The following is a 19,455-nucleotide window of genomic DNA, read 5'->3' on the forward strand; positions in this document are numbered from 1 at the left end:
TGGTGATTTAACGCTAAAATACAGTCTGCTAATTTTTCAAACTAATGCTTTTTAGGTAGATACAATGATAAATTTTAATCGTATATATGTTTCATATATAATGAATCTAGCCATAATCATATTACATTCAAAATAATTTTAAAAAATGAAAAGAAAGGATTTAGCATGCAAAAATTCAAAGACTTTTTTTACGATGATTTATCGGTTACACGAGGAAATTATTTTTTAACTTTAATGGCAGCATTTTTTATTACTATCATTTTATTTATCGGCATAGTTGTCAGTGAAGTACATTTACTTTATAGTATGCTGATTGTATTAGTAGGTTTAATTCTATTGAGGCTATTCAAAATCAATTTATTCTCTTTTAAAAAATTAACATTGTCTCAAGTTATTTATATTATAGGCGGTGCACTATTAATTTATGGGTTAGATAATCTTTATTTATATTTTCATGACGTACCGGCAAATGAACAACAATTAGAGCAAGAAATACGAAATACACCATTCTATATTTCTATTTTCACTGTTACCATCATCCCCGCTATTGTGGAAGAAATTGTTTTTCGCGGTATGATAATAAGGGTTATCTTCAGAAAACACTTGTTTTTAGGGTTAATTGTGTCTAGTTTAGTTTTTGCATCATTACACGAATCTGACACTTGGATTGGTTATTTACCTTACTTATATTCTGGTTTGATTTTTGGTCTAATTTATATAAAAACAAAACGATTAGAAGTGGTAATATTCATGCACTTCTTAAATAACTTGTTAGCTCTGCTCTTTATAATATGGAGATAATTTTGAGATAACCTTTCATATTATTTTCAAATTATCTATCTGATATTTATTTTATTGAACTTGAGTCACCACTTAAACTCAAAAATACGTGTCATCAAGTGCAAAATAATTTAGAACTAATACAAACATAAAAACTTTTGCTTTACGCTTAAAATCAAAAGTCACATACCTATATATAAGTACAACTTGTATATTTTGTACTCTAATAGGTATGTGGCTTAAATAATATTTAATTCTTGAGTTGCATATAGTAATTGTTTTTATTCATTTTCTAAAATATGCGAGGCTAATTTCCTTTTCTACTCCTGTTGAATCAATTTAGACTTTTTTTATAACTCGAGCTTTTACTTAGCTGAATTTTGCCTTCTTCTTCATTAATAACTATGATGGAAAAACCCCCATAAGCACAATGCCTATGAGGGTTTAAATATGTTTATAAATTATAGAATAGAAAGACCTGAAGATTGAATATCTTTCGCAAAGCCTTTAACTGTATCTACTGATAATTCGTTAATATCGCGACCTAAGTTTGTATTCACTTTTTTCACAACATCTGCAGGGCATGTAATAATATCTGCACCAATTTCATCAGCTTGAATCACATTGAATAATTCGCGGCAACTTGCCCATAATAATTTAACGCCGTCTTTACTATGCGTAACTTTTACAGCCTCTTTCATTAATGGTAATGGATCTACGCCTGTATCTGCAATACGTCCTGCAAATACTGAAACATATGTTGGCACACCTTCAGTTACTGCTTCAGTTATTTCTTTAACTTGTTCAATTGTGTAAACAGCCGTAACGTTTAATCTCACATTGTCAGCTGAAAGCTTTTTAATTAAAGGAATCGTTGATTCACCTTTTGTATTTACAATAGGAATTTTAACAAATACATTTTCGCCATATTGTTTTAGAATTGCTGCTTCTTTTTCCATAGTTTCTAAATCGTCTGCAAATACTTCAAATGAAATTGAAGCATCTGGAATTTCTTTCACAGCTTCTTCAGCAAAAGCTTTGTAATCTGTTACGCCCGCTTTCGCCATTAAACTAGGATTTGTTGTAAAACCATCCACTTGTTTGTTTTTATAAGCTGCTTTCATTTCTTCAATATCTGCACCGTCCGCAAATACTTCTACATTTAGTTTAGCCATATAATATAGCCTCCTTGATTCTTATTAAAATTTTAACAACATCTGCATGTCTTTTTCTTACAACCATTTGTAAAAAATGATTTTTATTTCTTTGTTATATAAAACATTTATATCACGCTTTTATAATATATAGCTAATTTTTTGCCTATATTTTTAAAAAATGACTTTAGTAAACATTGTGTCTACAAGTTAATAAAACTATTGTTTTATGATTGTTTATGATACGATATGTAAATGATAACCATCCAGGAGGTCTAGCATGTCTCGTTCAAAAAAATACTTTTACTTATCTAGCTTAATGATTATTTTAAGCTTTTTCTTTAATACAAATAACGTTTTCCTAAGTGGACTTTTTAATTCTTTTATTAAATTAATACTTTTCTGCAGTGTTATTAACTCAATTGTACTAATTTTGTCTATAATTTTTGCAGATCGTTCAATTAAATCACTAAAGCCTGATGCAGATTGGATTAGAATTGCGAGTAAAAGTTTGCCTTGGATTATTCTAATTGTTATTTTAGTACATATCTTTTCAATTGTTCGTACATTCGGTTTTATTTAAAAAAGATAAAATGTCAATGTAGCCTTAATACAAAACAATACAATGTATCATGCTATAATGAGTAAAACAATTTGATGACGTTGTTGCGTATAAAAAATATTAGATTTTCGAAATCATAACTATACATCTAATCGCTATAGTTATACAACAAGATATAACATATAATGAGGTTTGATAATGCATCGACAATTTTTGTCGTCGCGTTGCCAAAACCTCTTTTTTAAATTCAAACTACTTCTTTTCGAGGTGAACCAAATGCAATATGTATATATTTTTATCGGTGGTGCTTTAGGCGCTTTATTACGTTACCTCATTTCTTTTCTGAATACTGACGGAGGTTTTCCAATCGGAACACTGATAGCCAATTTGACTGGTGCCTTTGTAATGGGATTGCTAACAGCCTTAACAATTGCATTTTTTTCAAACCATCCGACGCTAAAAAAAGCTATTACGACTGGTTTTCTTGGTGCTTTAACGACTTTTTCAACATTTCAATTAGAATTAATACATATGTTTGATCATCAACAATTTATAACTTTACTACTATATGCTGTAACAAGTTATGTCTTTGGTATTTTGTTATGTTACGTCGGTATAAAACTAGGTGGTGGTTTATCATGATATCAATCATTTTAGTCATGATTGGCGGCGGTTTCGGTGCAATTACTAGAAGTGCCATTACTGATTATTTTAATCATAAATTTACTTCAAAGTTACCTATCGCAACATTGATAGTAAATCTAGTTGGTAGTTTTTTAATTGGATTAACTATAGGCTTATCAATTTCAATCTCATGGTTCCCTGCGTTCTTTGTTACCGGTTTTTTAGGTGGCTTAACAACTTTCTCAACGTTAGCCAAGGAACTTACACTAATGATGACGCCAAAATTTAATATTAACCTTTTTCTCAATTATTCACTTTTACAATTCATCATTGGATTTATAGCTTGTTATATTGGCTATCATATTTAAAAATAAAATGCTTCATTCAGCAAATAGGTAAATTACGACACCTTCCTGAACGAAGCATTTTTTAATTTTCATGCAAATTTTTTAGCACCATAAAATGCCTACCAAATTTCAATAATCTTTGTTACCGTTTAAATAATGTGAATGTCAATAAATTCTCCAAACTAGTCGAAAATAAACATACTAAGATTAGCTATGAAGAAATCTATGACGATAGATTTTTTCATAGCTATTTTTTATAGTTATAGAGAGGAGTAGACTGTGCGTTCTCTTGGGTCTTAAACCCGTATAAAAAACAAGTCAGCTTTACTCTCGCCTTTTGAAATTCGTTTGAAGTATGTTGGGTTCTTGAAACCGTGTAGAGGAAAATGAAATGAGAAAGGTTAAGTAAAGTTCTCACTTCTCAATTTTTTAAAGGAGGCTATATTTATCAATTACTTAGGTGTTGATATTAGTAAAAGAAGTAGTGTCGTAGCTCATTATCATAACGATCAATTTCAAAGAGAATTTACCATTCAAAATAATAAAAATGGTTATAATTATTTATTAAAGTATTTGAATGATTTAGACCACCTACAAATCATTTTTGAATCTACTGGTATTTATTCAAGAGGTATGACTCGATTTTGTCGCATAAATCAAATTAATTATATTGAGATGAACCCGTTAGAAGCTAAATTCAGAACAAGTTCTTTAAGATCATGGAAAACCGATCAAGCTGATGCACATAAACTTGCGCAATTAGCACCTACTTTAAAAGCAATGGAAACCTTACCTATGTATGAATCTATCTTCTTTGAGTTGCGAGAGCGTGCACGTTTTCATCTAGAAATTGAAAATGAACAAAATCGGCTTAAATTTGAAATTGTTGAACAGCTTCATCAAACTTTTCCTGGTTTAGAAAAATTATTTAGTAGTCGATATTCTATCATTGCACTTAACATCGCAGAACGATTTACTCATCCAGATATGGTGAGAAATATGGATATTGATACTCTTATTTCTTATATATTCAATTCGACTGATAAAGGTCTATCTATGAATAAAGCTGAAAATCACGCACACCAATTGGTTAACATTGCTCGGGAAAGCTATCCGAATGTCGATAGACATTCATTTCTTGTAGAAAAAGCACGGTTGTTAATTAGACATTTAAAACAATCTATACAACATCTTAAACAATTAGATGAAGACATGATTCAATTGGCGCAACAACTTGATTGTTTTGAACATATTCATTCAATACCAGGCATTGGAAAACTATCTGCAGCTATGATTATTGGGGAACTTGGAAATATTACGCGATTTAAATCTAATAAACAATTAAATGCATTTGTAGGCATCGATATCAAACGATATCAATCAGGTAGTACGCAAAGTAGAGACACAATTAATAAGCGTGGCAATAAAAAAGCAAGAAGATTACTGTTTTGGGTGGTTATGAATATAATAAGAGGGCAGCATCATTATGACAATCATGTAGTCGATTATTACTATAAGCTAAGAAAACAGCCTCATGAGAAAGCTCACAAGACTGCCGTCATCGCTTGTATTAATCGTCTCTTAAAAACGATTCATTATTTAGTAATGAATCAAAAATTGTACGATTATCAAATGTCCCCACATTAGCCAACCGTACAATCAAATACAGTGTAACACCTTATTCAAAAAAATTAAATTGAACGGGCTAATTTAGTAATGCTTATTTTAAACATTAAGACTTGACTAATCGTAGGAAAGGGAGTGGGACAGAAATGATAGTTTCTCAAAATTTATTTCGTCGTCCCACCCCGGCAAGGTTGACTAGAATTGAAAAAAGCTTGTTACAAGCGCATTTTCGTTCAGTCAACTACTGCCAATATAACTTCGTAGAGCATAGAACATTGATTTATGTCCCAGCCTGTGACAATTCATCTAACCTTTTCATCAGTTGAGTGATTTTAATCTATCCTTCAAAAGTTTTTGGATCAGGTCCAATTCTCTTATCTTGATTTAAACCATCAATTCGCGTCATTTGTTCATCTGATAATTCGAAATCAAATATTTGGAAGTTTTCAGAGATTCTGTTTGGTGTTACCGATTTAGGGATTGTAACCACACCATGCTGCACATTCCATCTTAAAACAACTTGGGCAGGTGACTTTCCTAATTCTTGAGCAATGTCTTTAATTGTCTCATCATTTAAAATTTGTGCATTCATCAATGGTGACCAAGATTCCATCACGATATGTTGTGCTGCCAAATATAATTTCAATTTATGTTGCGTTAAATATGGATGATATTCAACTTGATTAATTACAGGTTTAATTGACACTTGTGCCAACAAAGCTTCCAAATGTTCAGGTTCAAAATTGCTGACACCTATATTTTTAACTTTATTATTTTTATATAAATCTTCCATACCTTTCCATGTATCAACCATTACGGCTTCGTTCGTACCTGGCCAATGTACTAGATACAAATCTAAGTATTTTAAACCTAATCTAGATAAACTAGCTTCGTAAGCAGCTGCTACATTTTCACGACCGAAATCCTCAAAATATAATTTTGAAGTAATAAATAAGTCTTCTCTAGCAATACCAGTTGACTCCAATCCGGCACGAATGCCAGCACCTACTTGTTCTTCATTCCCATAAACTTTTGCGGTATCAATACTACGATATCCTTGTTCAATGGCATACTTAACACTTTCCATGCAATTTTCATCATTTTCCACACGAAATGTCCCTAAACCAATTTGTGGCATCGTGTTTCCATTATAAAATGTTTTAACCTCCATAAATATCGCCTCACCTTTTTGATGTATTATACCCTGTTATCATAACAAATCTGAGTTGAATACATGAGAAAAAACACTTAGAGAAATCAACCACTAAAATTCTAGTAATATCTCTCAAACATTAATCAAAATGTAAAAGCAATTCTGTTTAAATTATGACAAACTAAAAAAGCCGAAGTCACAACATATAGTCATCACTTCAGCCTAACATTTAGTTGAATGATTCAATTTTATCCATCATTTGTTGTAAGTCTTCCACGTTGTATTGAATACGACCATGGAATACAAATTTGTTAAAGAACTCGTCTAATTGTTCAGCACCGACAAGCACTTTGACAGCACTATTTTGATTATAATTTGAAATCGTTACATCGCCTTCATTTTTAGGATTAAAGTATAAAATTGAAGTTGGCGTATATTTGGCACCTAATTCTTTTTGTAAGTCTTCAGCCAATTGTTTAATCGCCTCAATTTGATCTGAATAATTTACAAAAGATAATGAACGTTTGTCATCATTTTGATCCATCACAATAGTTTGTGGTCTAGATTTATCTAAATCCAATGTATCAAATACTTGTTCCATTGGTGGTAAATCTTTAAATTGACCGCCACTAATACCATTATAAACATGACCTTTTAACAATTGAGAATCAATAATATAAAGACCAGTTCTTGTTAATACTAAATGACTAATTCGTTCAATATTATTAAAGCCATCCTTTGGTAAAAAGATATTTGCCATAATGTGCATATCTTCTGGTCGAATTCGTTTTTCTTTAACTAATCTTTCACGAATACCAATTAATCTCATGTCCGTTACATATTCACTATGATTTTTCGAGAACAATTTTAATGCGTCAATCTCACGATCTTTTGTACTAACCATGTGATTATAATCTTCTTGTTGTTTTGTAATTGTCTTTTTATTTTGAATACGCTCTTTCTCTAAAGCTTCTTCATGAGACTTTTTAATGTTTTGTTCTTGTTGTTCATACTTTTCTTCTGTTTGTCGCTTAACTTTTTTCTTACTACCTAAGGCAACTAAGAAAAGGACAAAAAAGATTAATGCAATGACTACTGCAATAATGAGTCCAATGACTACCGGTGAAGATAAATCCATCACAACAACGCTCCTTTTTAATATATGAATAACTTTAATTATAATAGAAAAGCTAAAGATTTTCGATACATATTATCATTTATATATCGAAAATCTTTTATTTAGCTATATTCAATTCATCTTATTATTTTACTGCGTCTTTTAATTCTTCCACTTTGTCTAATTTTTCCCATGGGAATAAGACATCTGTACGTCCAAAATGACCATAAGCAGCAGTTTGTTTGTAAATTGGTTGTTTCAAATCAAGCATTTTAATAATACCAGCAGGTCTTAGGTCAAAGTGTTTTCTAACTGCTTCAACAAGTTGCCCTTCAGAAACTTTACCTGTTCCAAATGTATCAATTGCAATTGACACTGGTTCTGCAACACCAATCGCATATGCCAATTGTACTTCACATTGATCTGCTAAACCTGCTGCAACAATATTTTTAGCCACATAACGTGCAGCGTATGCAGCTGAACGGTCTACTTTTGTAGGATCCTTACCACTGAAGCATCCGCCACCATGACGTGCATAGCCACCGTACGTATCAACAATGATTTTACGTCCTGTTAATCCTGCATCACCTTGAGGTCCACCGATTACAAAGCGTCCTGTAGGATTGATGTAGAATTTAGTTTGTTCATTAATCAAGTTTTCTGGAACAGTTGGATAAATGACATGTGCTTTAATGTCTTCTTGAATTTGTTCAAGTGTCACATCCTCAGCATGTTGTGTTGATACGACAATCGTATCAATACGTACTGGGTTATCATTTTCATCATATTCAACAGTGACCTGAACTTTACCGTCTGGTCGTAAATAATTTAACGTACCATCTTTACGCACATCTGATAAACGTTTTGCCAATTGATGTGATAAATAAATTGCTAGAGGCATATACGTCTCTGTTTCATTCGTTGCGTAACCAAACATTAAACCTTGGTCACCTGCACCTGTTGCTTCAATTTCTTCTTCGCTATCTTTATCACGATACTCTAATGCTTTATCCACGCCTTGTGCAATGTCAGGTGATTGTTCATCAATCGCAGTTAAAATTGCCATTGTTTCATAATCATAACCATATTTTGCTCTTGTGTATCCAATTTCTTTAATTGTTTCTCTAACAACTTTCGGAATATCAACATATGTTGTTGTAGAAATTTCGCCGGCGATCAATGCCATACCTGTTGTAACAGTTGTTTCACAAGCTACACGTGCATTTGGGTCGTCTTTTAAAATAGCATCTAATATTGCATCTGACACTTGGTCAGCGATTTTATCTGGGTGTCCTTCTGTAACAGACTCTGAAGTAAATAATCGTTTGTTATTTAACATAGTTTGCTCCTTTAAATTTATATTACGAAAATTCTCTCTCTGTGAGCTAAATAAAAAAGACCTTCTAACTATTAATATAGAGAGAAGGCCTAATACGTCCATTCGCTCTTATCGTTCAGACCTATTTGTCTGCAAACGGTTTGGCACCTTTCTTTTATAAAAAAAGAGGTTGCTGGGTTTCATTGGGTCCATGTCCCTCCACCACTCAGGATAAGAGAATCCGTTAAAAATAATAGTACCTAATTAATGAATTAATGTCAATTTTTCACAAATAAATTTACAGTAAAATATTGTAGATTAATTATGTTAATGTGTTATACTAATTAAATGTAAAGGCTTACATTTAAATTATCGCTTTGGAGGGATTTAGGATGTCAGTAGACACATACACTGAAACAACTAAAATTGACAAATTACTGAAAAAACCAACGTCACATTTTCAACTTTCGACGACACAACTTTATAATAAAATCTTAGACAATAACGAAGGGGTATTAACAGAACTTGGTGCTGTTAATGCAAGTACTGGAAAATATACTGGTCGTTCGCCTAAAGACAAATTTTTTGTCTCTGAACCTTCATATAGAGATAACATTGATTGGGGAGAAATTAATCAACCTATCGATGAAGAAACTTTCTTGAAGTTATACCATAAAGTACTAGACTATTTAGATAAAAAAGATGAACTATACGTATTTAAAGGCTACGCTGGTAGCGATAAAGATACAATGTTAAAACTTACAGTCATCAATGAATTAGCATGGCATAATTTATTTGCTAAAAATATGTTTATTAGACCTGAATCAAAAGAAGAAGCTACAAAGATTAAACCTAACTTCACTATCGTTTCTGCACCACATTTTAAAGCAGATCCAGAAGTTGATGGTACTAAATCTGAAACCTTTGTCATTATTTCATTTAAACACAAAGTCATTTTAATCGGCGGTACTGAATACGCTGGTGAAATGAAAAAAGGTATCTTCTCTGTAATGAATTATCTCTTACCGATGCAAGATATTATGAGCATGCATTGCTCAGCAAACGTTGGTGAAAAAGGCGATGTTGCATTATTCTTTGGTCTATCTGGCACTGGTAAAACAACCTTATCGGCTGACCCACACCGTAAACTAATCGGTGATGATGAACACGGCTGGAATAAAAACGGGGTCTTTAATATCGAAGGTGGCTGCTATGCAAAAGCAATTAATCTTTCCAAAGAAAAAGAACCACAGATTTTTGACGCAATCAAATATGGTGCAATTTTAGAGAACACTGTAGTTGCAGAAGATGGTTCAGTGGACTTTGAAGACAATCGTTATACAGAAAACACGCGTGCCGCTTATCCAATTAATCACATTGACAATATTGTAGTACCATCAAAAGCAGCACATCCAAATACAATTATTTTCTTAACTGCGGATGCATTTGGTGTTATTCCACCGATTTCAAAGTTAAATAAAGACCAAGCAATGTATCATTTCTTGAGTGGTTTCACTTCTAAATTAGCTGGTACAGAGCGTGGTGTGACAGAACCTGAACCATCATTCTCAACATGTTTCGGAGCACCGTTCTTCCCGTTACACCCTACTGTTTACGCTGATTTATTAGGTGAACTTATCGATTTACATGATGTTGATGTTTATCTTGTTAATACTGGATGGACTGGCGGAAAATATGGTGTAGGACGTAGAATCAGCTTACATTACACACGTCAAATGGTAAACCAAGCGATTTCTGGCAAATTGAAAAATGCAGAATATACAAAAGATAGTACGTTTGGTTTAAGCATTCCTGTAGAAATTGAAGATGTACCGAAAACAATTTTAAATCCAATTAATGCTTGGAGCGACAAAGAGAAATATAAAGCACAAGCAGAAGATTTAATTCAACGTTTTGAAAAGAACTTCGAAAAATTTGGTGAAAAAGTTGAACATATTGCTGAAAAAGGTAGCTTCAACAAATAAATTTGAATACTAATTAAAGAGCCAACCGTTGTTATAGTCTAACAATGGTTGGCTCCTCTTATTTTATGTGCTAAAAATTTATAGGCAATTTTATTACAACAATGCACATTTAAGGTGACCTTCATGCCAAACTCGCATCACTCATTTAATGGAAGTAGCACGTCTTCACATAAAGTACCGATCCCTAATTCAACGCATGTAGTACCACATCTTCAAAGCTTGATAGTTCCCATGCGCACACCACGTTTCATACTAGCTATGCAACTCAACTTGGTTCATAAACTCTTTAATATAAGTCAATGTTTCAACCATCGCTGGTGGTCTTGGCACATGTCCTTCTGCCATTTGATAAAATGTTTCATGCGTGGCACCTTTTAACTCTAGTTGGTCCGCTAAATAATACGCATGATGAATACCAACTTGCTGGTCTTTCCCTCCATGTACAATTAATATTGGCGGACTGTTTTCATTAATGTTTGGAATCGCTTGGCGTGCCTCATATGCCGCTCGATCTTTTTTCGGATGACCAATCATTCTTCGTAGCATACCTCTTAAATCGACACGTTCTTCATACATTAAATCAATATCTGAGACACCACCCCAGATTGTATAACTTGTTACTGGTAAGTCTTGAAATGTCAACAATCCTTGTAAACCACCTCTTGAAAAACCAATCATATGAATAAAAGCTTGCGGATATTTATCATGTAGCAATCTTAATAGTTGCGTCACATCATTTAAATCGCCACGATAAAATTCGTCTTTACCTTCACTCCCATTGTTACCTCGGTAGTATGGCCCAATCACTAAAGTTTGACTATCTGAAAATTGCATTAATCTACCTGCGCGCACACGTCCTACTTGACCTTTGCCACCTCGCAAATATACTACAATGCGATTTACTTCATGATGTGGTGTCATCATTAAAGCTTTTACTTGTAAGTCATCTGACAAATATGTAATTTCTTCGAATTGATGCGTAAAAGATTCAATTGGCATTCGTTTACGTTTGATAAAATCCAAGTGATTGCACCCTCTCTACGCATTTTAAAATGGTACTATCTTTCAGTAAGAAACTCCGTTGTGCGAGTTCAATATCATTGATACAGTTAAACAACACTGGCCCTGCTGTTTCTAAATAATCGTTCTTGCTTACCAATGATTCAACTTCGATAAAATATACATCTTTTACAAAATCAGTTTGATCATGTGTTTCAATGGTATATTGTGCTATGTAATGAATATTTTTAACTTTGGCGCCTGTTTCTTCATATAATTCACGGGTAACTGCTTCAGCACTACTTTCCCCGCGTTCCCTTTTACCACCAGGAAATTCAATACCCCGTAAATTATGTTTGGTAAAAAGCAATTGATTTTTAAACGTTGGAATAGCTAGCACATGATTGCCATCTGCTAGCTCATTATCCTTTTTAAATGTCAAATTAACTTGACGATTATCTTTATCCCTAAACTTCACGCGCATCACATCCCTACATTGTATGTTAATATAATAGTTAATTACTATCGTTGGAGGCATTAATTATGAAAAAGATATTCTTGGCGATGATTCATTTTTATCAACGTTTCATTTCGCCACTCACTCCACCAACTTGTCGTTTTTATCCAACATGTTCAGAGTACACTAGAGAAGCGATTCAATACCACGGTGCTTTCAAAGGCCTTTATTTAGGTATCCGTCGTATTTTAAAATGTCATCCGCTTCATAAAGGCGGCTTTGACCCTGTTCCGTTAAAAAAAGACAAGTCAGCAAGCAAGCATTCACATAAACATAACCATTAATATGGTTGTAATTGAGTTATATCCACTAAAGGGGGGCGAAATTCGAGTCGCCCCTCTTTTAATATGCCTGAATGCGCCACCACATCTTGTTCAAAATAATAACCTGCTGGTGTAACATCTCCTGGATAATCACCTTTACGAGCAAGCATCGCTGTAAAATAACGGCTTAAACCATATTCGTACATGCCGCCAATAACAACTTTTACACCATGACTTTTCAAAGTATCAATTGCCGTTTGCACTTTATCAATGCCACCTAGACGAAATGGTTTTAATACAGCAACTTTCACATTGTATAATTCTATCAAATTAATTATGTCCGACAATGATGTCGCCTTTTCATCTAGAGCAATTGGAGGTATTGTTCCATCCACTACGTCATCAAGCATGGAGATATCTTTAAATGGCTCTTCGATATAAAGAACCTGTTCACGCGCTAATAACTGTAACTGTGTGAAATCTTGACGATCCAAGGACTCATTTGCATCTATAACCAATTGAAAGTGAAAGTCTAATACCCGTAACACTCTAATTTGATGCATGATTTGAGGCGTCCATTTTAATTTAATTCTGGTCGGCTTAGTTGCTTTTAATGACTCTAGTTGTTTATTTGATAAGCCGCTCACTGTCGCTCCATATGCTACTGAAAATGAAGGCAGTAGATGAAACATTTGATACAATGCCATGACAATAGTTGCCCTTGCAGCAGGCGTATTTTCCAATGAATCTACTAATTTTAGTGCTGCTTCATACGTTTCAAATGATTTATTTCTATTATCTTCGAACCATTGCTCAATTACATGTTTCACTGAAGCAATTGTTTCATGATCATACCAATCTGTTTGAAAAGCGTTACATTCCCCGAAATATGCATTTCCTTTGTCATCAATCAATTCGATAAACAAACAATCACGATGCGTTAAAGTGACTTTCGGTGTTACAATTTGTGACTTAAATGGCTCACTATATTTATAAAAATGCAAAGCTGTCAACTTCATCAAATCATCCTCTATACAACTTATTTCTTTGTAATTTACCTGTTGATGTATAAGGTAAAGTATCAACCTTTTCAAAGTGTTTCGGTACTTTATATTTCGCTAAATGTTGTGATAAATATGCAATCAATTGTGCCTTTGAAATGTCACTTTCACTGACAAAATATAATTTAGGCACTTGGCCCCAAGTATCATCAGGATGCCCTACACATACTGCGTCAATGATACCTGGAAATTGCTTCGCTACCGTTTCAATTTGATATGGATAAATATTTTCACCGCCACTAATAATTAAATCTTTACGTCGGTCATAAATCATGACATAACCTTCATAATCTATTTCAGCAATGTCACCCGTATTAAAATAACCATTTTCAAACGTACCCGTTAAATCTGTTGGATACAAATATCCATTCATCACATTGGCACCTTTAATCATTAATTCTCCATGACCTTCTTTATTAGGATTTTTAATTTTTACGTCAACATTGGCACTTGGCATCCCTACAGTGTCAGGACGTGCATGCAACATTTCCGGTGTTGCTGTTAAAAATTGCGAACATGTCTCAGTCATACCAAATGAATTATAAATTGGCAGGTTATATTGTAATGACGTCTCTATCATAGTGGCAGATAATTTAGCACCGCCGAGTAATATTTTTTGTAAATCATAAGGTTCATGTAAACCTTGTTGCATAAGCCAATTTAAAGTTTGTGGCACAAGCGAAATGTGCGTGATTCGTTCATTTTTAATCATCGTTAAAATTTGTTCGGCATTGAATTTATCAACAATGCGCACAGTAAACCCTTCAATAACAGCTCTTAAAAGTACACTGAGACCCGAAATATGATAAATCGGTAATACAGATAACCAAATTGTGTCATGATCAAATCCCAAACTATCTTTACAACCGATTGCACTAGCATAATGATTGCGAAACGTTTGCGGCACCGCTTTTTGAGGACCAGTTGTCCCTGACGTAAACATAATGGATGCAATGTCATCTAAATTAAATGACGTGTTTAATATGTTGGACGGCGACTCTTTCGGCACCACAGTTTCATTCGATGTATCATATTGGATACCCATTGTGTTGTCCAACAAACCGTTCATTGTAATATCCCTTCCAGCAAATTCAATATCATCCAACGATACAATTTGAAACCCTCGCAATTCCAGGGGTAAGGTGCAAATAATCAATTGCACATCAATTGACCTCATCTGATTCGTCATCTCATTAGGTGTCAATCTTGTATTAATCATTGCAATTTCAATATTAGCCAACCAACATGCATGAATTAAAACAACAGATTGAATTGAATTATCTATGTATAGTCCGACACGAGATTGTTGATAAGCCTTGAGTCTTTTAGCCAATAGACTCGCTTCACAGTATAAATTTTGATAAGTATAAGATTCTTGACCGTCTGTTATCGCAATATGATGTCCATTTTGTTGTGCTTGTTTATATAACCAAAAGTCCATGCGTTATTCCTCCAAAATCATTTACATTATAATTATAACGATTTTATGACATTCTAGCAGTGGTTATGTTTAAAAATATAAAAAAGTAGACGAATTGATGCATTGATATGATTGTTATAATGCTCAATACATATCGTTATATCATTCGTCTACTATTATCAGTTATTTTTATTTAATTTTAGTGTCATTCTGTCATTTTGATGTGGTGATTTACCCATTGTTGCCACATCATCTGCAATGTCAATTGGTATACGGTTCATGTCTTGTAATGCACTTAAATGGAATACTTCATCATCTAAATTTTCAATGAGATATACATAATATGTTACCTTGTCCTTTTTATATTTTAACGTTTTCCAAAAGTCCGGCTTGCAATTCAATACATTATCTGGAATATATTCAATAAATAAGTAACGTTTGCTGCCTACTTTGTCTACGAAATATTTTGCAGTGCCTTTTTCTATACCTCTTATATGTGCATAGTCTGCTGAAAAGTAAATACTACCTATTGTTTCATTATGTTGTTGTATTTCAAATCGTTGGCCTACTATTTTATTATTTGTGCCACAACTACTTAAAAAAATCAGTAGATATAGCATTAAACATATTTTCATCCCCTTGAATTTTAAAAACTTTTTCAAAAGCAACACCTCTAAAAATAAATACAATATATTATAGCAAATAGAAATTATTATTTTGTTAAATTATGTTGTCATGTTCGTGTCATTTTGAGTCGTAATACAACTTTACAATTATTAAATTAACACTTCTACAATCCAAAAATATTTTTAAAGTTTTGAAAAAAATTAAAGTATTTCCACTACTAATTTGGTAAAATATGATTATGTGATATAGTGAAAGCGTTTTACACTTAATAACTCCCTCTTAAATGCATCCAGGTTTTATGTAGTAAATCATGAAAATAACATATAAATATAGAGGAGATTTACCTTTGAATACAGAGAACAACAAGAATCCAAACCAATCTGTTAAAAATTCTGAAAGACGCGGCATGTTAAAAGGATGCGGCGGTTGCCTTATTTCTTTTATTTTATTAATAATCTTATTATCAGCCTGTTCAATGATGTTTAGTAATAATGACAATTCCACTAGTAATCAATCATCAAAAACGCAATTAACTCAAGAAGATGAAAATAAAAATGAAGATAAGCCTGAGGAAAAATCAGAAACAGCAACAGATGAGGATTTACAATCAACCGAAGAAGTACCCGCAAATGAAAATACTGAAAATAATCAACATGAAATTGATGAAATAACAACAAAAGATCAATCAGATGATGAAATTAACACACCAAACGTTGCAGAAGATAAATCACAAGACGACTTGAAAGATGATTTAAAAGAAAAGCAACAATCAAGTAACTATCATCAATCCACGCAACCTAAGACCTCACCATCAACTGAAACAAACACGCAACAATCATTTGCTAATTGTAAGCAACTTAGACAAGTATATCCGAATGGTGTCACTGCCGATCATCCAGCATATCGACCACATTTAGATAGAGATAAAGATAAACGTGCATGTGAACCTGATAAATATTAAACAACAAGCGAATTGAATTCAAATTGTATTTAGCTTTATGCACTAATCACATAGTAAATAATGAGGGAGATTTTTTAGGCATGAGCAATCAATTCAAAAGCGAAGAAGAGCGAAGACAATGGGAACAATTCCAAGCTTTCCAAAATCAACAAAACCAACAGAACCAGCAATACGGACAAAAGAAATCTAAAAAAGGATGGTTCTGGGGCTGTGGTGGTTGTCTAGTATTATTTATTTTAATTATCATCGGTATTTCAGCTTGTACAGCTGGTATTACAGGTAACCTTGGCGGAAATAGTTCTAAAGAAACGAACAAAACCCATAAAATTGGAGAGACTGTAAAAATGGTGATCTTGAAGTCACAGTTAATTCAGTTGAAACTATGAAATCAGTTGGTCCATCTATCGCGCCAACAAATGCTAAAGGTACATTTGTCGTTGCTGATGTGACGATTAAAAACAAAGGTAAAGAAGCGTTAACAATTGATAGTTCAATGTTTAAACTGAAATCTGGTGATAAAACATTTGAAGCAGATAATACAGGCTCAATGTCTGCTAATCAAAATGACAACGGTAGTATAGAAAATTCATTTTTCTTACAGCGTATAAATCCTGATAGCACTGCTCAAGGTAAAATTGTTTTCGATGTGTCAGAAAACATAGCCAACGCAAAAGATAAAAAATTAGAAGTTATTTCTAGTTTATTTAGCGTCAAGAAGATTACATTTGATTTATCCGATGCTAAAAAAACATCAAAAGCTAAAAAAGACAAGCAAGATACAGAAGTAGCTGTTGCGAGTTCAAATAGCGATAATGTAAGTTATGAAGCTTCGGCTACTACACCTGCTACAACTTCTAGTGCAAATAATGATTCTGAAGAAAATGAACAGTCTAGTAAAGATGAAGATAAGCAGAATACGTCTAAAAGTGATAAATCTAGTGTAGAAAAAAGTGAATCTAATGAAGAAACTGCTCCTGTAGAGCCTATGCCCCATAGCAAACCTACCACTAGTGAAGCACCACCTAGTCAAAATATTCACAATGAAGATAGCATGTACGACGCTTCAACAGAATAAAATTTCAGGGTAGTTCGGCTACCCTTCTTTTACGGAAAAATTAATTATACATAATCAAATCAAGGAGATAAAAAAATGAAATTCAAAGCTATCGTTGCAATCACATTATCATTGTCACTATTAACTGCCTGTGGAGCTAATCAACATAAAGAAAATAATAGTAAATCAAATGACACTAATAAAAAGACGCAACAAACTGACAACACTACACAGTCAAATACAGACAAGCAAATGACACCACAAGAAGCCGAAGATATCGTTCGAAACAATTATAAAGCTAGAGGCGTTAATGAATATCAAACATTAAATTATAAAACAAATCTTGAACGAAGCAATGAACATGAATATTATGTTGAACATCTAGTCCGCGATGCAGTTGGCACACCTTTAAAACGTTGCGCTATTGTTAATCGACACAATGGTAAGATTATTAATACTTTTGATGATATGTCAGAAAAAGATAAAGAAGAATTTGAAGCATTTAAAAAGAGAAGCCCTAAATACAACCCAGGTATGAGTGATCAAGCTGAAATGGATAATGAGTCAGAAGACATTCAATATCATGACAATGATAATAACAAAGCCATTCAAAATGACATACCAGATCAAAAAGTCGATGATAAAAGTGATAAAAATGCTGTTAATAAAGAAGAAAAACACGATAACGGTACAAATAATTCTGAAGAAACTAAAGTTAAATAAGGACATACTTTGATTAATTGTAATTTTTAGGAGAAACACTATGATAACATTTGAAAATATACAACAACTTGAAAAATACACCTTAATGACTATGCATGGTCTTTTTAATCAACTTAAACTCGGTATTATTTCAATCGACAATGCAGAGCATACGCTCTTTACACCTTATATGATGGAAACACTCTCTTCCCTAGGTGTGAAACCAGACATTATCAATTTAATTCACAAAGGGACAGAGTTAGAAGACTTTGCAGCATTTAATTTATCAATTGAAGATACAGTTACAGTCTGTTTACAAAGAACTGAAGTACTATTAAAACAATACAAAAATGTAGAATTCAATGACAAAATATTAATCAATTGGCACATTATGCAAGAGTAATAAACATATAAAAGTCGAATGTAACTACGTGAGTACTGATTTTATTCTTTGTAAATTACAAGCATTTCATATCATAAAGTTTGAAAAGAGGTATATTGAAGTGGAGAAAAATGAATATATAGCTAAATATAATGAATATAGTCAATTATTAGACGCTACATACTCGCAAGCTGTAGCATACCTTTTAAATAAATATGGCGCTGTAACCGATGATTATTATAAGGAAAAATCATACACGCGATTTTTAAATGGAGAAATCAAAAGTATTTCAAAAGGAAAATACACTAGAGCTAGCGAAGGATTATATTGTCATCACATAAGCGAAGACAAATTCCAAAACTTATCTGACCTAAGATTCATTTCCGAATTTAAGTACTCATACAACGTTCAAAAGAAAGAAAACTTAGTGTACTGTGATCTAATCGAGCATTTAATTTTACATGCAATTATTACAAAAGAATCCAATGGCCAATTTGGTGTAGCTGGATTATGTCAAATGATCAAACCAACAGTCATTGAATGGTACATTGGCGAATATGATCCAAAACCAGCTTGGATGCAAGCCACTAAAGCACGTGCCTATTTGCCTGGAATATTAGTAGAGAAGTTACTCATTAAAATTGACGATATGTTAGAAGGAATAGAAATATATGATTTCCTTGAATCGCGATAAATGATTAATGGAGATTTATTTTTTGCTGTTGAGATTTTGTTATAGATATTTAAACCTGTAATTAAATATATTTTATAAAAATAGACCACGCATACCTATCTATAAACGG

Annotated in this window: 20 protein-coding genes, 1 pseudogene and 1 riboswitch; of the genes and pseudogenes, 12 read left to right on the forward strand and 9 right to left on the reverse strand. The window is 32.9% G+C overall.

Annotation, left to right across the window (positions count from 1 at the left end):
• Positions 1-165 precede the first annotated feature (165 nt).
• Positions 166-801, forward strand: coding sequence for a CPBP family intramembrane glutamic endopeptidase SdpA (sdpA, locus tag KI230_RS08970; RefSeq protein WP_001168908.1), 636 nt, complete (start codon positions 166-168; stop codon positions 799-801).
• 440 nt (positions 802-1,241) lie between these two features.
• Here sdpA and KI230_RS08975 read toward each other — a convergent pair whose 3' ends face one another.
• The gene (locus KI230_RS08975; RefSeq protein ID WP_001096494.1) at positions 1,242-1,955 is read right to left on the reverse strand and encodes a transaldolase; all 714 of its coding nucleotides are present in this window, start codon (positions 1,953-1,955) and stop codon (positions 1,242-1,244) included.
• 259 nt (positions 1,956-2,214) lie between these two features.
• Here KI230_RS08975 and KI230_RS08980 point away from each other — a divergent pair, with 259 nt between their 5' ends.
• The 4 genes from KI230_RS08980 to KI230_RS08995 all read left to right on the forward strand — a co-directional run bounded on the left by KI230_RS08980 (position 2,215) and on the right by KI230_RS08995 (position 5,114).
• The gene (locus KI230_RS08980) at positions 2,215-2,517 is read left to right on the forward strand and encodes a hypothetical protein (RefSeq protein ID WP_000091445.1); all 303 of its coding nucleotides are present in this window, start codon (positions 2,215-2,217) and stop codon (positions 2,515-2,517) included.
• A gap of 255 nt (positions 2,518-2,772) precedes the next feature.
• Complete coding sequence (gene crcB / locus KI230_RS08985) at positions 2,773-3,138, forward strand: fluoride efflux transporter CrcB (RefSeq protein WP_001200542.1); 366 nt, start codon at positions 2,773-2,775, stop codon at positions 3,136-3,138.
• Positions 3,135-3,488 (forward strand): fluoride efflux transporter FluC, encoded by a 354-nt coding sequence (locus KI230_RS08990; RefSeq protein ID WP_000623478.1) that lies wholly within the window; start codon positions 3,135-3,137, stop codon positions 3,486-3,488. The genes crcB and KI230_RS08990 overlap by 4 nt, the downstream gene beginning before the upstream one ends.
• A 426-nt stretch (positions 3,489-3,914) precedes the next feature.
• Positions 3,915-5,114 carry an IS110 family RNA-guided transposase gene (locus KI230_RS08995; protein WP_276392259.1) on the forward strand — a complete coding sequence of 400 codons (1,200 nt, stop codon included), beginning with the start codon at positions 3,915-3,917 and terminating at the stop codon, positions 5,112-5,114.
• Between the two features lie 316 nt (positions 5,115-5,430).
• Here KI230_RS08995 and KI230_RS09000 read toward each other — a convergent pair whose 3' ends face one another.
• The 3 genes from KI230_RS09000 to metK all read right to left on the reverse strand — a co-directional run bounded on the left by KI230_RS09000 (position 5,431) and on the right by metK (position 8,702).
• Complete coding sequence (locus KI230_RS09000; RefSeq protein ID WP_000453314.1) at positions 5,431-6,264, reverse strand: aldo/keto reductase; 834 nt, start codon at positions 6,262-6,264, stop codon at positions 5,431-5,433.
• Positions 6,265-6,475: 211 nt separating this feature from the next.
• A complete protein-coding gene (locus KI230_RS09005) occupies positions 6,476-7,384 on the reverse strand; it encodes a nuclease-related domain-containing protein (RefSeq protein ID WP_000366163.1) in 909 nt (302 codons plus the stop codon).
• Between the two features lie 124 nt (positions 7,385-7,508).
• Positions 7,509-8,702 carry a methionine adenosyltransferase gene (metK, locus tag KI230_RS09010; protein WP_000933822.1) on the reverse strand — a complete coding sequence of 398 codons (1,194 nt, stop codon included), beginning with the start codon at positions 8,700-8,702 and terminating at the stop codon, positions 7,509-7,511.
• A 105-nt stretch (positions 8,703-8,807) separates the two neighbouring features.
• Positions 8,808-8,919: riboswitch (SAM riboswitch) on the reverse strand.
• A 154-nt stretch (positions 8,920-9,073) separates the two neighbouring features.
• On the opposite strand from metK, the gene pckA reads away from it, so the two are divergent.
• On the forward strand, positions 9,074-10,666 hold the full coding sequence (gene pckA, locus KI230_RS09015; protein WP_000109906.1) for a phosphoenolpyruvate carboxykinase (ATP): 1,593 nt from the start codon (positions 9,074-9,076) through the stop codon (positions 10,664-10,666).
• Positions 10,667-10,918: 252 nt separating this feature from the next.
• Here pckA and KI230_RS09020 read toward each other — a convergent pair whose 3' ends face one another.
• Together KI230_RS09020 and ytkD are read right to left on the reverse strand one after the other, a co-directional pair.
• Positions 10,919-11,665: an alpha/beta hydrolase family protein gene (locus KI230_RS09020; RefSeq protein WP_072384924.1), complete on the reverse strand. Its 747-nt coding sequence runs from the start codon at positions 11,663-11,665 to the stop codon at positions 10,919-10,921.
• A gap of 4 nt (positions 11,666-11,669) precedes the next feature.
• Entirely contained in the window at positions 11,670-12,143 is a 474-nt protein-coding gene (gene ytkD / locus KI230_RS09025) for an RNA deprotection pyrophosphohydrolase (protein WP_078161169.1), read from the reverse strand.
• A gap of 65 nt (positions 12,144-12,208) precedes the next feature.
• Between ytkD and yidD the strand changes: the two genes are divergently transcribed.
• On the forward strand, positions 12,209-12,466 hold the full coding sequence (gene yidD / locus KI230_RS09030) for a membrane protein insertion efficiency factor YidD (protein ID WP_000718107.1): 258 nt from the start codon (positions 12,209-12,211) through the stop codon (positions 12,464-12,466).
• On the opposite strand, the gene menC is transcribed toward yidD, so the two are convergent.
• The 3 genes from menC to KI230_RS09045 form a co-directional block, all read right to left on the reverse strand.
• Entirely contained in the window at positions 12,463-13,464 is a 1,002-nt protein-coding gene (gene menC / locus KI230_RS09035) for an o-succinylbenzoate synthase (protein ID WP_045177246.1), read from the reverse strand. The two genes, yidD and menC, sit on opposite strands and share 4 nt — an antisense overlap.
• Positions 13,465-13,468: 4 nt before the next feature.
• Entirely contained in the window at positions 13,469-14,947 is a 1,479-nt protein-coding gene (gene menE, locus KI230_RS09040; protein WP_000348379.1) for an o-succinylbenzoate--CoA ligase, read from the reverse strand.
• 158 nt (positions 14,948-15,105) lie between these two features.
• Positions 15,106-15,561, reverse strand: a complete 456-nt coding sequence (locus tag KI230_RS09045; protein ID WP_072384923.1) for a DUF4909 domain-containing protein — start codon at positions 15,559-15,561, stop codon at positions 15,106-15,108.
• A 302-nt stretch (positions 15,562-15,863) separates the two neighbouring features.
• On the opposite strand from KI230_RS09045, the gene KI230_RS09050 reads away from it, so the two are divergent.
• From KI230_RS09050 to KI230_RS09070, 5 genes and pseudogenes are all read left to right on the forward strand, one after another.
• Positions 15,864-16,514 carry an excalibur calcium-binding domain-containing protein gene (locus KI230_RS09050; protein WP_072384920.1) on the forward strand — a complete coding sequence of 217 codons (651 nt, stop codon included), beginning with the start codon at positions 15,864-15,866 and terminating at the stop codon, positions 16,512-16,514.
• Between the two features lie 80 nt (positions 16,515-16,594).
• Positions 16,595-17,589 (forward strand): annotated as a pseudogene (locus KI230_RS09055) (DUF4352 domain-containing protein).
• Between the two features lie 75 nt (positions 17,590-17,664).
• Positions 17,665-18,291 carry a hypothetical protein gene (locus tag KI230_RS09060; RefSeq protein ID WP_045177256.1) on the forward strand — a complete coding sequence of 209 codons (627 nt, stop codon included), beginning with the start codon at positions 17,665-17,667 and terminating at the stop codon, positions 18,289-18,291.
• Positions 18,292-18,331: 40 nt separating this feature from the next.
• Positions 18,332-18,673: a DUF3969 family protein gene (locus tag KI230_RS09065; protein ID WP_045177258.1), complete on the forward strand. Its 342-nt coding sequence runs from the start codon at positions 18,332-18,334 to the stop codon at positions 18,671-18,673.
• 100 nt (positions 18,674-18,773) lie between these two features.
• A complete protein-coding gene (locus KI230_RS09070) occupies positions 18,774-19,346 on the forward strand; it encodes an SAV1803-related protein (RefSeq protein WP_045177260.1) in 573 nt (190 codons plus the stop codon).
• Positions 19,347-19,455: the final 109 nt, after the last annotated feature.

The organism is Staphylococcus sp. MZ3, assembly GCF_018622755.1.
GTDB classification, from domain to species: Bacteria; Bacillota; Bacilli; order Staphylococcales; family Staphylococcaceae; genus Staphylococcus; species Staphylococcus aureus.

Coding starts and splice junctions, on each gene's coding strand:
- sdpA (WP_001168908.1), top strand. CDS start 166: ATGCAAAAATTCAAAGACTTTTTTTACGATGATTTATCGGTTACACGA.
- KI230_RS08975 (WP_001096494.1), bottom strand. CDS start 1,955: ATGGCTAAACTAAATGTAGAAGTATTTGCGGACGGTGCAGATATTGAA.
- KI230_RS08980 (WP_000091445.1), top strand. CDS start 2,215: ATGTCTCGTTCAAAAAAATACTTTTACTTATCTAGCTTAATGATTATT.
- crcB (WP_001200542.1), top strand. CDS start 2,773: ATGCAATATGTATATATTTTTATCGGTGGTGCTTTAGGCGCTTTATTA.
- KI230_RS08990 (WP_000623478.1), top strand. CDS start 3,135: ATGATATCAATCATTTTAGTCATGATTGGCGGCGGTTTCGGTGCAATT.
- KI230_RS09000 (WP_000453314.1), bottom strand. CDS start 6,264: ATGGAGGTTAAAACATTTTATAATGGAAACACGATGCCACAAATTGGT.
- KI230_RS09005 (WP_000366163.1), bottom strand. CDS start 7,384: ATGGATTTATCTTCACCGGTAGTCATTGGACTCATTATTGCAGTAGTC.
- metK (WP_000933822.1), bottom strand. CDS start 8,702: ATGTTAAATAACAAACGATTATTTACTTCAGAGTCTGTTACAGAAGGA.
- pckA (WP_000109906.1), top strand. CDS start 9,074: ATGTCAGTAGACACATACACTGAAACAACTAAAATTGACAAATTACTG.
- KI230_RS09020 (WP_072384924.1), bottom strand. CDS start 11,665: ATGCCAATTGAATCTTTTACGCATCAATTCGAAGAAATTACATATTTG.
- yidD (WP_000718107.1), top strand. CDS start 12,209: ATGAAAAAGATATTCTTGGCGATGATTCATTTTTATCAACGTTTCATT.
- menC (WP_045177246.1), bottom strand. CDS start 13,464: ATGAAGTTGACAGCTTTGCATTTTTATAAATATAGTGAGCCATTTAAG.
- menE (WP_000348379.1), bottom strand. CDS start 14,947: ATGGACTTTTGGTTATATAAACAAGCACAACAAAATGGACATCATATT.
- KI230_RS09045 (WP_072384923.1), bottom strand. CDS start 15,561: ATGAAAATATGTTTAATGCTATATCTACTGATTTTTTTAAGTAGTTGT.
- KI230_RS09050 (WP_072384920.1), top strand. CDS start 15,864: ATGAAAATAACATATAAATATAGAGGAGATTTACCTTTGAATACAGAG.
- KI230_RS09060 (WP_045177256.1), top strand. CDS start 17,665: ATGAAATTCAAAGCTATCGTTGCAATCACATTATCATTGTCACTATTA.
- KI230_RS09065 (WP_045177258.1), top strand. CDS start 18,332: ATGATAACATTTGAAAATATACAACAACTTGAAAAATACACCTTAATG.